The sequence below is a fragment of the Bacillus cereus group sp. MG1 genome (genome assembly GCF_040460035.1).
GTDB classification, from domain to species: Bacteria; Bacillota; Bacilli; order Bacillales; family Bacillaceae_G; genus Bacillus_A; species Bacillus_A cereus.
Window position 1 is genome coordinate 3770048 of record NZ_JARVGY010000001.1, and the last position, 12637, is coordinate 3782684.

The window sequence follows — 12637 nt, forward strand, 5'->3', positions numbered from 1 at the left end:
GGAGGGGGAAAATTTGAAAATTCATATCGTGCAAAAAGGGGATACCCTTTGGAAAATTGCGAAAAAGTACGGAGTGGATTTTGACACGTTGAAAAAAACAAATACACAACTTAGTAATCCAGATTTAATCATGCCAGGTATGAAAATTAAAGTGCCATCAAAGAGTGTTCACATGAAACAACAGGCTGGAGCAGGTTCAGCGCCTCCAAAGCAATACGTAAAAGAAGTGCAGCAAAAAGAATTTGCAGCAACACCAACTCCGCTTGGAATAGAAGATGAGGAAGAAGTTACGTATCAATCAGCACCAATTACACAGCAGCCAGCTATGCAACAAACACAAAAAGAAGTGCAAGTAAAACCGCAGAAAGAGCTGCAAGTAAAGCCACAAAAAGAAGTACAGGTGAAACCACAGAAGGAGATGCAGGTAAAGCCGCAAAAAGAAGTACAGGTGAAACCGCAAAAAGAGGTGCAAAAAGAACAGCCAATTCAAAAAGAAAAACCGTCTGTTATTCAAAAACCACCTGTGATAGAAAAACAAAAACCGGCGGAAAAAGAAAACACGAAGTTTTCGGTAAATGTATTACCGCAGCCGCCACAACCACCAATAAAACCGAAAAAAGAATATAAAATTTCAGATGTAATAAAAAAAGGAAGCGAGTTAATTGCTCCTCAAATTAGTAAAATGAAACCTAACAATATCATTTCTCCGCAAACGAAAAAAAATAATATAATATCGCCGCAAGTGAAAAAAGAAAATGTAGGGAATATAGTGTCGCCGCAAGTGAAAAAAGAAAATGTAGGGAATATAGTGTCGCCGCAAGTGAAGAAAGAGAATGTAGGGAATATAGTGTCACCACAAGTGAAAAAAGAAAATGTAGGAAATATAGTGTCGCCGCAAGTGAAAAAAGAAAATGTAGGAAATATAGTGTCGCCGCAAGTGAAAAAAGAAAATGTAGGGAATATAGTGTCACCACAAGTGAAGAAAGAGAATGTAGGAAATATAGTGTCACCACAAGTGAAGAAAGAGAATGTAGGAAATATAGTGTCACCACAAGTGAAGAAAGAGAATGTAGGAAATATAGTATCGCCAAATGTATCGAAAGAAAATGTAGTTATTCCACAAGTCATACCGCCAAATATTCAAATGCCAAATATAATGCCAATCATGGATAACAACCAACCACCGAATATAATGCCAATTATGGATAACAATCAAATGCCGAATATGATGCCAATTATGGATAACAATCAACCACCGAATATGATGCCAATCATGGATAACAATCAAATGCCGAATATGATGCCAATTATGGATAACAATCAAATGCCGAATATAATGCCAATTATGGATAATAACCAAATGCCGAATATGATGCCAATCATGGATAACAATCAAATGCCGAATATGATGCCAATTATGGATAACAATCAAATGCCGAATATGATGCCAATTATGGATAACAATCAAATGCCGAATATGATGCCAATCATGGATAACAATCAAATGCCGAATATAATGCCAATTATGGATAACAATCAAATGCCGAATATGATGCCGAGTATGGATAACAATCAACCACCAAATATGATGCCCTATCAAATGCCCATGATGCCGCCGAATCCGTATTATCAACAACCAAATCCATATCAAATGCCATATCAGCAAGGAGCGCCGTTTGGACCGCAACATACGTCTATGCCAAACCCGAATATGATGCCAATGGATAATAACATGCCGCCGCTTGTGCAGGGTGAGGAAGATTGTGGATGCGGAGGAGAAAGTAGACTATATAGTCCACAACCAGGCGGTCCGCAATATGCGAATCCTTTATATTATCAACCAACTCAGTCTGCATATGCACCACAGCCAGGAACGATGTATTATCAACCAGATCCACCAAATGTATTTGGAGAGCCCGTTTCAGAAGAAGAGGACGAAGAAGAAGTTTAAAAAGGCGGGAGTATTCCCGCCTTTTTTGCATTCCTGTTAATTAAGAAAAGGCAGTTTTTTTATGAAGTGCTAGAAAATTCCCAGTGAAATATTAACAGTGTAAAAACCTTCTCTGTTACTCATCATAAGAGGGAGCTTTTCAGTAGAGAAGCTCATTCTAACAGAGGGGGTTTTTGTATTGAATACGAAAGTAAAAGTGATTGCTGCTTCTTTGTTAGTTACTAGTGCATTAGCTGCATGTGGTACACCAAAAAACAATGCAATGGATGGACGTAACTACAATTACGAGCGTACATCTTATAATGATACACACCAGTATCGTGATAATGTGACGCGTAATGATCGTTATACAGATTATGTAACATATAGAAATGGTCGTAACGATACAGGATACAATTATTACCGTGATGTAAATTACAATGGACAAATTGCTAATCCGCATCCAACTCGTAATATTACAATGAACAATTCATACATTAACAATGATGGTAAAACAGCTGAAAGAATAACAAATCGTGTGAAACGTATGAATAACGTAGACCGTGTGTCTACAGTTGTATATGGAAACGATGTAGCGATTGCGGTAAAACCACGTAACACAGTGACAAATGAAACGGCGATGGCGAACGAAATTCGTCAAGCTGTTGCAAATGAAGTTGGAAACAGAAACGTATATGTTTCTGTAAGAAATGATATGTTTACTCGTGTCGATGCAATGAGTACGCGTCTACGTAACGGTACAGTTACAAACGATTTTAATCGTGATATAGGAAATATGTTCAGAGACATTCGTTACGGTTTAACTGGTACAGTGCGATAGCAAAACAAAAGAGGAAGGGGGAGCCCTTCCTCTTTATTCATTTTCGTCTTGTAAACGACGTTTTTTAATAAAATAACTAACGGAATAAGAACCTAAAAAGCATATGAAGAGAATACCACCTGTTAAAATAGCTTCAAATAGGGGGCTTTCTGGACTGAAAATGATATAAATAATAGCCATAACGATTCCTACAATAAGAGAGCGTAAAACAATTTTGTAATAAGGAGTTAATTTTATCTCCTTTTCACTTTCTTCTACATCAATTGAAACACTTAACTGTAAATAACTAAGGATTATACTCGTAAGAATAAATACTAGCCATAATGGAGATTTCGTAATTTGATCTATTCCTTCAGTGAATCCGATATAGCCTAAAATACCGATTATACCAAGTGATTGAAAAAGAAAAGCAATACGTACGTTTTTTAACGTTTGCAGAATGAGACGTTCATCCTTTATTTTTTTCACACTACCCATCTCCTGTTTATTATGATTTCGCTGTTACATTAATTGTAACATATACATTACATTTATCAATTTATAATTTACATATAATTTGTTTAGATGAAAGAGGAAATAAAATATTTTTATAAACATGTTGCACTTATACTTTATTAATGTTATATTAGCAAAGCGATGAGCTAATTTACGTAAGACGAGAGATATGCTTAAGTGCTAAACACGCGAATGTGGTCGCCTGGTCTCTCGCCGTAAACGCATCAAGACGCCTGCTTTGCAGGCGTCTTTCATTTTATATAAAAGTAAATGATACATGCAGATGAGGTGAATCCTTATCTGCATTTTTTATATTTTCGAAAGAAATATAATATGGATAAAACCCCCATTTCCGGAAAAACTACTAATGAAAGTATGATCTTGCCTAAAAGAGGTGAACGGAAATGAAATGGATACTGATTGCGATGCAAGCTTTCGTTATAATGTTTTGTTTCGTTTATGAAACGAATGTGAAGGCGGAAGGGCCAGTACCAGAAGTGACGAAAAAAGAACCTGAGGTTACAATTTTATTAGAGCGTATGTATGTTGATGGCGAAGTAAGCGAAGAAATACTTACAGAAAAAGTGACGGATTTAGAAAAGTTTTTACAGCAGTATAAAGAATGGCAGCTCGTTGATCGTGATGATGTACAAATTGTATTGCAAAAGAAAGTTGATGATATTTCCCCGTTATTGAAAACGAGCGGGTATTTTGGTGTTTCAGAGGAAGGGATATTACAAATTTTCAAAGGTGTGCCAAAAAATGATAATGCGATCCATTCTTTCTTTCAAATTGATATGAAAAAGCTTGAGAGCTATGAACGTGCGAAATTGAAACGTGGCATTCGTATTAAATCAAAAGAAGGTTTTGTGAAGACGATTGAAAAAATGAAGCAATACGCAGTTCAAAGTAAGAAAAAAAGCAGCTCATGGTGAGCTGCTTTTTTTCTTATTTATTTTTAGCTAAAATTTCTTTTGCGATTTCATCAATTAGCATATCTTTTCCGATTGGATTGAATGCTTTCGTATTGAAGACTTCATTTAATACTTCATATACGTGATTATTTTTAACTGCTTTATTGTCTTTCCAAACGGCACTGTTTTTGTAGTCTTCGTAAACTTTATCAGCTTCGCCGCCGAAGTTTACAATAAACATTTGGTCAGGCTGGAATGCAACTAGACCTTCTAGTGATACTTGCGCCATCGTTTGTTTTAAATCCGTACCTTTTGTTGCTGGAAGTTTTAAGTCATTAAAGATGATGTCACCGTATCCGAAGCTACCGTATACACGGAAGTTTTGTGGTGTAACTGCAACGAACATAAAGTTCTCATCTTTTGTTTTCTCTTTAATTTTTTTAGATAAAGAGTCTGCTTTCTTATCGTAGTCTGCAATCCATTTGTCTGCTTTCTTCTCTTCGTCAAATAGCTTACCTACTTCTTTAAACTTACCACGCCAGTCTTCTAAGTTTGTTTCTAGAACAACTGTAGGTGCAACCTTTTCTAGTTGATCATAAATTTTTAATTGACGGTTGTTTAAAATAATTAAGTCTGGTTTTAAAGCAGTAACAGCTTCTAAATCAACTTTAGGTGCCCAGTACCAACCTACTGCTTTTACTCCATCTAACTTGTCTGTTAAGTGATTTTGGATTTTATCTTTATATGTATTTGCTGTACCAACAGGTTTATGTCCAAGAAGTAATAGTTCTTCTGTTGATCCAGATAAGTCAACAATTCTCTTTGGATTTACTGGAATTGTAGCTTCACCTTTAGCATGTTTTACAACTTTTGTTTTCGGTTGTTCTTTTGCTTTCGATTCTTCTTTTTGAGAAGAACAGCCAACGATAGAAAGAACAACAAGCATAATAGTAAATAAAATAAATAGCTTACGTTTCATCCTGATGTAACCCCTTTAATTAGTATTGATAATCATTATCGACTTCTGTATATTAAGGTGCTTTAACCTTTCTGTCAATGGAAAATAACAGAAGTTTCAAGTGGAGAACATTTGTTGGGGCAGTCTCGCTTTTCTATCATTAAATATGTTAAAATGGAATACATGATTTAAGAGGGAGAGATCGTATTTTGTTTGAATATGTTACAGGTTACGTGGAGTATGTAGGGCCGGAATATGTCGTAATTGATCATAATGGAATTGGTTATCAAATTTTCACACCAAATCCGTATGTATTTCAAAGAAGTAAGCAAGAAATCCGTGTCTATACATATCATTATGTGAGAGAAGATATTATGGCACTTTACGGTTTTAAAACACGTGAAGAGCGTTTATTATTTACAAAGTTGTTAGGCGTGTCTGGCATTGGGCCAAAAGGCGCTCTTGCAATTTTAGCTTCTGGTCAAACAGGACAGGTCGTTCAAGCGATTGAGCATGAAGATGAGAAGTTTTTAGTGAAATTCCCAGGCGTCGGAAAGAAAACAGCACGCCAAATGATTTTAGATTTAAAAGGAAAACTAGCAGATGTCGTACCAGATGCATTTGTTGATTTATTCTCAGACACAGAACGTTTTGATGAGAATAAAGGTTCATCAGCTGAGCTTGATGAGGCACTGGAAGCTCTGCGCGCACTTGGATACGCAGAACGCGAAGTTTCTCGTGTTGTACCAGAGTTATTAAAAGAAGCATTAACGACGGATCAGTATATTAAAAAGGCACTTAGTCTTTTACTAAATGGTAAGAGGTGAGTATAATGGACGAACGTCTCCTTTCAGGGGAATCTGCATATGAAGATGCGGATTTAGAATATTCATTACGGCCACAGACGCTCCGTCAGTATATTGGCCAAGATAAAGCGAAACATAATTTAGAAGTATTTATTGAAGCGGCGAAAATGCGTGAAGAAACGTTAGATCACGTGCTTTTATATGGACCACCAGGTCTTGGTAAAACGACGCTTGCGAATATTATTGCCAATGAGATGGGCGTTAATGTTAGAACAACTTCAGGTCCCGCAATTGAAAGACCAGGAGATTTAGCTGCTGTATTAACAGCGCTTCAGCCAGGTGATGTATTATTTATTGATGAAATTCATCGTTTGCATAGATCAATTGAAGAAGTATTGTATCCTGCGATGGAAGACTTTTGCCTTGATATTGTAATTGGAAAAGGGCCTTCAGCACGTTCTGTACGCCTAGATTTACCGCCATTTACATTAGTTGGAGCAACGACACGTGCTGGAGCATTATCGGCACCGCTTCGTGACCGCTTCGGTGTACTTTCAAGGTTAGAGTACTACACAGTAGATCAGCTTTCTGCGATTGTTGAACGTACAGCAGAAGTATTTGAAGTTGAAATCGATTCGTTAGCTGCATTAGAAATTGCAAGACGTGCTCGTGGTACACCTCGTATTGCGAATCGTCTTTTAAGACGTGTACGTGATTTCGCACAAGTTCGTGGTAATGGAACGGTTACGATGGAAATTACACAAATGGCATTAGAGCTACTGCAAGTAGATAAATTAGGTCTAGATCATATTGATCATAAATTACTGCTTGGTATTATTGAGAAATTCCGTGGCGGTCCAGTTGGATTAGAAACGGTTTCAGCAACAATTGGAGAAGAATCTCATACGATTGAAGATGTGTATGAGCCGTATTTATTACAAATTGGCTTTTTACAACGAACGCCGAGGGGCCGAATTGTAACGCCGCTTGCGTATGAACATTTCGGAATGGAGATACCAAAAGTATGACGGAGATGCCAAAGCTGCTTATTACAGCCGGGATCTTACTCATCGTTGTTGGATTAGCTTGGAAGTTCATTGGAAGGCTTCCAGGCGATATTTTTGTGAAAAAAGGAAACGTTACCTTTTATTTTCCTATCATTACATGTATTGTGTTAAGTATTGTATTATCTTTTATTATGTATATAATAAATCGATTTAAATAAGAAATAGGTGGATATAGCTATGGATATAAATCTGTTTGATTTTCATTTACCAGAAGAACTTATTGCACAAGTCCCGTTAGAAGAGCGTGAAACATCAAGATTAATGGTGTTAGACCGTGAAACAGGTGATATTGAGCATAAACATTTTACGGACATTCTTTCTTACTTACATGAGGGGGATTGCTTAGTTTTAAATGAAACGAAAGTTATGCCTGCTCGTTTGCACGGTGTGAAAGAAGATACAGGCGCGCACATTGAAGTACTTCTTTTAAAACAAGAAGAAGGTGATAAGTGGGAAACGCTTGTAAAGCCAGCGAAACGTGTAAAAGAAGGAACTGTTATCTCTTTTGGCGAAGGGAAATTAAAAGCAACTTGCACAGGAACTGCAGATCAAGGTGGACGTCAGCTTGAATTTTCATATGACGGCATCTTCTATGAAATTTTAGATGAACTTGGGGAAATGCCACTTCCTCCATATATTAAAGAGACGCTAGAAGATCGCGATCGCTATCAAACAGTATATGCGAAAGAAATCGGTTCAGCAGCAGCGCCGACTGCGGGACTTCACTTTACAGAAGAGTTACTTGAGAAGTTAAAGCAAAAAGGCGTTCAGTTAGCATTCATTACACTTCACGTAGGACTTGGAACATTTAGACCAGTTTCTGCAGACACGATTGAAGAACACCATATGCACGCAGAATATTATCATATGTCTGAAGAGACAGCGGCATTATTAAATCGTGTGAAAGAGAATGGTGGACGTATTATTACTGTAGGTACGACATCAACTCGTACGTTAGAAACAATTGCAACAGATCATGAAGGTAAGCTTTGCGCCGCTTCTGGATGGACAGATATTTTCATGTATCCGGGATATGAATTTAAAGCAATTGATGGTTTAATTACAAACTTCCATTTACCGAAATCAACATTAATTATGCTTGTAAGTGCATTTGCAAATAGAGATAATGTACTTCATGCTTATAATGAAGCAGTAAAAGAAAAATATCGTTTCTTTAGCTTCGGTGATGCAATGTTTGTTGCATCTCACGCTAAAATGAGAAACAAATAAAAGGAGTAAGTTATGACAGCAATTCGTTATGAATTTATTAAGACATGTAAACAAACGGGTGCCCGTTTAGGTCGTGTGCATACGCCGCACGGTTCATTTGATACACCAACATTTATGCCAGTTGGTACACTTGCAACAGTTAAGACAATGTCACCAGAAGAATTAAAAGCAATGGATTCTGGCATTATTTTAAGTAATACGTATCATTTATGGCTACGTCCAGGTCATGAAATTATTCGTGAAGCAGGCGGCTTGCATAAATTTATGAACTGGGATCGTGCAATCTTAACAGACTCTGGTGGTTTCCAAGTATTCAGTTTAAGTGACTTCCGTCGTATTGAAGAGGAAGGCGTTCACTTCCGCAATCACTTAAATGGAGATAAATTATTCTTATCACCAGAAAAAGCGATGGAAATCCAAAATGCATTAGGTTCAGATATTATGATGGCATTTGATGAGTGTCCACCATTCCCAGCTACTTTTGAATATATGAAGAAATCTGTAGAGCGTACGAGCCGCTGGGCAGAACGTTGCTTAAAAGCGCATGAACGTCCGCAAGATCAAGGTTTATTCGGTATTGTACAGGGGGGAGAGTACGAAGAGCTTCGTCGTCAAAGTGCGAAAGATCTTGTTTCAATGGACTTCCCTGGTTACGCTGTAGGTGGTTTATCTGTAGGCGAACCGAAAGATATTATGAACCGTGTACTTGAGTTTACAACACCACTTCTTCCAGATAATAAGCCTCGTTACTTAATGGGTGTAGGTTCTCCTGACTCGTTAATCGATGGCGCAATTCGTGGTATTGATATGTTTGACTGCGTACTTCCAACTCGTATCGCTCGAAATGGTACATGTATGACAAGTGAAGGTCGCCTCGTTGTAAAAAATGCGAAATTCGCAAGAGACTTCGGTCCGCTTGATCCAAACTGTGATTGCTACACATGTAAAAACTACTCTCGTGCGTACATTCGTCACTTAATGAAATGTGATGAAACGTTCGGAATTCGTTTAACGTCTTATCACAACCTTCATTTTCTGTTAAACTTAATGGAGCAGGTGAGACAAGCTATTCGTGAAGACCGTCTTGGCGATTTCCGCGAAGAGTTCTTTGAACAGTATGGCTTTAATAAACCGAATGCTAAAAACTTCTAATACATAATTTAAAAGGAGGAACAAAAGATGAATGCAGGTATGATGAATATCGTTATGATCGTTGCGATGTTTGCGATTTTCTATTTCTTATTAATTCGCCCGCAACAAAAACGTCAAAAAGCAGTTGCTCAAATGCAAAGTGAGTTAGCAAAAGGTGATGCTATCGTAACAATCGGTGGTTTACACGGTACAATCGAATCAGTAGATGAGACGAAAATTGTTATTAAATCTGGTGGTTCACACTTAACGTTCGATCGCAATGCGATTCGTGAAGTTGTGAAAAACTAATTTGGAAGGCCCTGCATGAAATATGCAGGGCCTTTTTTAGTTACTTTGCTTTGACATATTTACACCGAAAATACCACCGAGTGTACTCGCCCCCATTAATGCTAATTGATAAAGTAATTGTGAGTTCGATAAAGTTTGAGAAAAGCCTAAATAGTTAACTAGAAAAACGAGTATAGTGAACGTGAGACCTGTTGTGAGACCTACTAGCCAACCTTTTCCTTGAGCCTTTTTGCCGGCAGTAAATCCAGACATAAGCATAGATAAAAGAGCGAGTATAAAAATAGTAACGGTTAATGTCCCTTCGTTTATATTCGTAAACTTTAATAAAAGAGCCATAATCATACTAGTAATAGATGCGAGAATTAGTAGTGTAACAATACCGAAGCCAATTGCAGTTGATAATTTTTTCGTTCCATCCATTTATGCATTCCCCCTTTTTAATACAAGCATATTTTCCTTTTGTCTAAGTTAGACTAGTTTCTTTTTTATAGGGGAGTCTATACGTAAAAAAGACCTGCGGTAGTATGTCAACGGAAAAACAACAGAAATCAAAGTTATCAAAGGACATTTTGTTGAAAAAAGACATTACGAAACTAGACCAGTAATGTATGTAATTTACTGGAAAATATTTGAAAGGTAGCGATGACAGGTTTTATGTCACACTTTCACGCACCTTTCTGGCGTAAAGAGTTGGTGATTGCGTAGTAGCGCATCCACCAATCGCACAAATTTTCTTGCGGTTAGAACGAGTGCACGTTTGTGTTGATGCTTTGGTACTTCATTATATTTTTTTACGTAATATTCTTGGTAATCAGATACATACTTTCTTACAGAGTTGGCGGCTTCAACTAGGTAATAACGTAAGTAGTGATTTCCATTACGAGATAATGAAGTGTTTTCTGCAATGAAACGACCAGATTGATGTTTGCGCCAATATAATCCGGCATATTTTGCAATCTTAGTTTCATCATCAAATCTTTCGATTTGACCAATTTCAGCGATAATACCAGCAGCGAATACGGGACCCACTCCAGGAATGGATTCAAGTGTTTGAGGTAATCCAGCCATGATTTGCTTAATGGACTTTTCTATTTCCTTAATTTGTTGTTGATAGGTACGAATGACCGCAATTGATGTTCCGAGAAGGACATCGATTGAATCTTCCACTACCTTATCTAAACGATAGGAAGAGCGAACAGCCTTTTGAATGGTTGACGCAACACATTTTGGATCACCGAACCGATTCTTTCCTTTTGCTTGTAGGAACTCAGCGAGTTCGTTTAAAGGCATGTCAGCTAATTCCTCTAGACTAAGTTTTTCAAGGAATAGCTCCATCATGGCGTTGCCGAATATAGAAGAATCCACCTCTTGTGAGAACGTATTACACTTATAACTTAGGTGTTGTAGAAAATGTTGCTTTTCCTTTGTCAACATTCTAACGAGCTGATAACGAGATCTTGTCAATTGTTGTAGTGCTACGTACTGGCTTTCTTTTACGATAGACATTTGATTTCGTCCGAACCGTAAATAGTCAGCGATGACGAAGGCATCAATCTCATCTGTTTTATCCATGTCAGAATAGCTTTTCTTGAAGTTCGTAATTTGTTTTGGATTCATTAGAAATACTTTTGCTCCAAAACTTTGTAACTCTTTATCATAATGAAGAAACATAGATGGATGAAAACTATAAACAGATGTAGATTCTAAACCGATTTTAAAAATTTCTACTTTTTGATTGGCTATACGCTGTAATAATCGCTCTTTTAGCGCTATGGCACCTGGTAAATCATTATTGACTGAAAAGGAGTCTAGCTTTTCTCCGTCACCATTTAGAATACAAGTTTTTATATCAAACGAACTTACATCTAATCCAACAAATAATCTCATGTAAGAGACCTCCTTTCGATTTAGAATCATTGCTTGGACGTCTCGAGATATCTCTAGTGTGCACGCCGATCAACAACCTCGTGTATGAGAGCTAGTCCTGAATCGAAAGCCGCCCTAGAGCTACTAACATCTAAGTTCGAGGGTCAGGCTGCTCAGCCTGCGAGTAGGAAGTCCCGCACGTTCACTGAGAAACACTCTTTTTATGTGGTAAATCCACAGGAGAAGAAAGAATTGTCCCAAATGATCCTAAGACCATTATCTAGAAATATCTTGAGACGTCCAAGGATTATTTATAAGTCTCATAGTAGGAAGAAAACCTAAGTTTGAATTACAGCTTAAATATAATATACGAGGAGATGTAGAAATGGAATGGATATCAATAATTGGACGGACAATGCTTTTGTATATCATCATCTTAATTATTTTTCGTCTTATGGGTAAACGTGAGATAGGAGAGCTAAGTGTATTAGATTTAGTCGTATTTATTATGCTTGGAGAAATGGCTGTAGTGGCAATTGAAAATACCGATAAATCACTTTGGCATCAATTAGTTCCGATGACTTTTCTTATGTGCATCCAAATTATTTTGTCAGTCATTTCCCTAAAGTATCAACGCTTTCGGCATTTAATAGAAGGTGAGCCGGCTATTCTTGTAAACGCGGGAAAGATTGATGAAAAGAAGATGAGAAAGCAACGTTATAATATAGATGATTTAATGATGCAATTAAGGGAACAAGGAGTTGGAGATATTCGGGATGTAGAATATGCTATTTTGGAACCGTCTGGGAAGTTATCTGTCTTTCAAAAACAAAAAAATAAACAAGATACATTGCAGTTTACGCTTCCTCTTATTATTGATGGAGAAATTCAATCTAGTCATTTACAAATGATTGAACATACAGATGCATGGCTTATTGAGAAATTAAAAAACTTAGGTTATAACGATGTAACACAAATTTTATACTGTAGTTTTCAAAACGGAAAATTTTTTGTTGATGTAAAAGAAAATTAGAGACTTATTCTTTGAAAGAGTAAGAATGATTAGTGTAACTAATAATCAGTGGAGATT

General features: G+C 37.0%; 13 protein-coding genes and 1 pseudogene. 10 read left to right on the top strand and 4 right to left on the bottom strand.

The features are described from left to right. Positions 1 to 13: 13 nt before the first annotated feature. Positions 14 to 170 (top strand): annotated as a pseudogene (gene safA, locus QCI79_RS35045) (SafA/ExsA family spore coat assembly protein); the annotation flags it as partial. A gap of 1959 nt (positions 171 to 2129) precedes the next feature. Then, positions 2130 to 2771 (top strand): YhcN/YlaJ family sporulation lipoprotein, encoded by a 642-nt coding sequence (locus tag QCI79_RS19930; protein ID WP_001093541.1) that lies wholly within the window; start codon positions 2130 to 2132, stop codon positions 2769 to 2771. Positions 2772 to 2804: 33 nt separating this feature from the next. On the opposite strand, the gene QCI79_RS19935 is transcribed toward QCI79_RS19930, so the two are convergent. Further along, a complete protein-coding gene (locus QCI79_RS19935; RefSeq protein WP_000721242.1) occupies positions 2805 to 3239 on the bottom strand; it encodes a hypothetical protein in 435 nt (144 codons plus the stop codon). 431 nt (positions 3240 to 3670) lie between these two features. On the opposite strand from QCI79_RS19935, the gene QCI79_RS19940 reads away from it, so the two are divergent. After that, positions 3671 to 4201, top strand: a complete 531-nt coding sequence (locus tag QCI79_RS19940; RefSeq protein WP_000871169.1) for a BofC C-terminal domain-containing protein — start codon at positions 3671 to 3673, stop codon at positions 4199 to 4201. A 13-nt stretch (positions 4202 to 4214) separates the two neighbouring features. On the opposite strand, the gene QCI79_RS19945 is transcribed toward QCI79_RS19940, so the two are convergent. Then, positions 4215 to 5159, bottom strand: coding sequence for an iron-hydroxamate ABC transporter substrate-binding protein (locus QCI79_RS19945; RefSeq protein ID WP_000823605.1), 945 nt, complete (start codon positions 5157 to 5159; stop codon positions 4215 to 4217). A gap of 188 nt (positions 5160 to 5347) precedes the next feature. On the opposite strand from QCI79_RS19945, the gene ruvA reads away from it, so the two are divergent. From ruvA to yajC, 6 genes are read left to right on the top strand one after another with little or no spacing between them, the layout of a single operon-like run. Continuing rightward, positions 5348 to 5965 carry a Holliday junction DNA helicase RuvA gene (ruvA, locus tag QCI79_RS19950; protein WP_000464513.1) on the top strand — a complete coding sequence of 206 codons (618 nt, stop codon included), beginning with the start codon at positions 5348 to 5350 and terminating at the stop codon, positions 5963 to 5965. Positions 5966 to 5970: 5 nt separating this feature from the next. Then, positions 5971 to 6972, top strand: a complete 1002-nt coding sequence (gene ruvB / locus QCI79_RS19955; protein WP_000344449.1) for a Holliday junction branch migration DNA helicase RuvB — start codon at positions 5971 to 5973, stop codon at positions 6970 to 6972. After that, a complete protein-coding gene (locus tag QCI79_RS19960; RefSeq protein WP_000138162.1) occupies positions 6969 to 7169 on the top strand; it encodes a DUF2905 domain-containing protein in 201 nt (66 codons plus the stop codon). The genes ruvB and QCI79_RS19960 overlap by 4 nt, the downstream gene beginning before the upstream one ends. Before the next feature lie 19 nt (positions 7170 to 7188). After that, positions 7189 to 8241: a tRNA preQ1(34) S-adenosylmethionine ribosyltransferase-isomerase QueA gene (gene queA / locus QCI79_RS19965; RefSeq protein WP_000354034.1), complete on the top strand. Its 1053-nt coding sequence runs from the start codon at positions 7189 to 7191 to the stop codon at positions 8239 to 8241. A gap of 12 nt (positions 8242 to 8253) precedes the next feature. Further along, positions 8254 to 9393: a tRNA guanosine(34) transglycosylase Tgt gene (gene tgt / locus QCI79_RS19970; RefSeq protein WP_000125365.1), complete on the top strand. Its 1140-nt coding sequence runs from the start codon at positions 8254 to 8256 to the stop codon at positions 9391 to 9393. A gap of 27 nt (positions 9394 to 9420) precedes the next feature. Further along, on the top strand, positions 9421 to 9681 hold the full coding sequence (gene yajC / locus QCI79_RS19975) for a preprotein translocase subunit YajC (protein WP_000991115.1): 261 nt from the start codon (positions 9421 to 9423) through the stop codon (positions 9679 to 9681). A 36-nt stretch (positions 9682 to 9717) separates the two neighbouring features. Here the strand turns inward: yajC and QCI79_RS19980 are convergent, their stop codons facing one another. Beyond that, on the bottom strand, positions 9718 to 10101 hold the full coding sequence (locus QCI79_RS19980) for a TIGR04086 family membrane protein (protein WP_000349150.1): 384 nt from the start codon (positions 10099 to 10101) through the stop codon (positions 9718 to 9720). Between the two features lie 237 nt (positions 10102 to 10338). Further along, a complete protein-coding gene (locus tag QCI79_RS19985) occupies positions 10339 to 11568 on the bottom strand; it encodes an IS110 family RNA-guided transposase (RefSeq protein WP_021728073.1) in 1230 nt (409 codons plus the stop codon). Positions 11569 to 11932: 364 nt separating this feature from the next. Between QCI79_RS19985 and QCI79_RS19990 the strand changes: the two genes are divergently transcribed. Further along, a complete protein-coding gene (locus tag QCI79_RS19990; protein WP_000454818.1) occupies positions 11933 to 12580 on the top strand; it encodes a DUF421 domain-containing protein in 648 nt (215 codons plus the stop codon). Positions 12581 to 12637 lie beyond the last annotated feature (57 nt).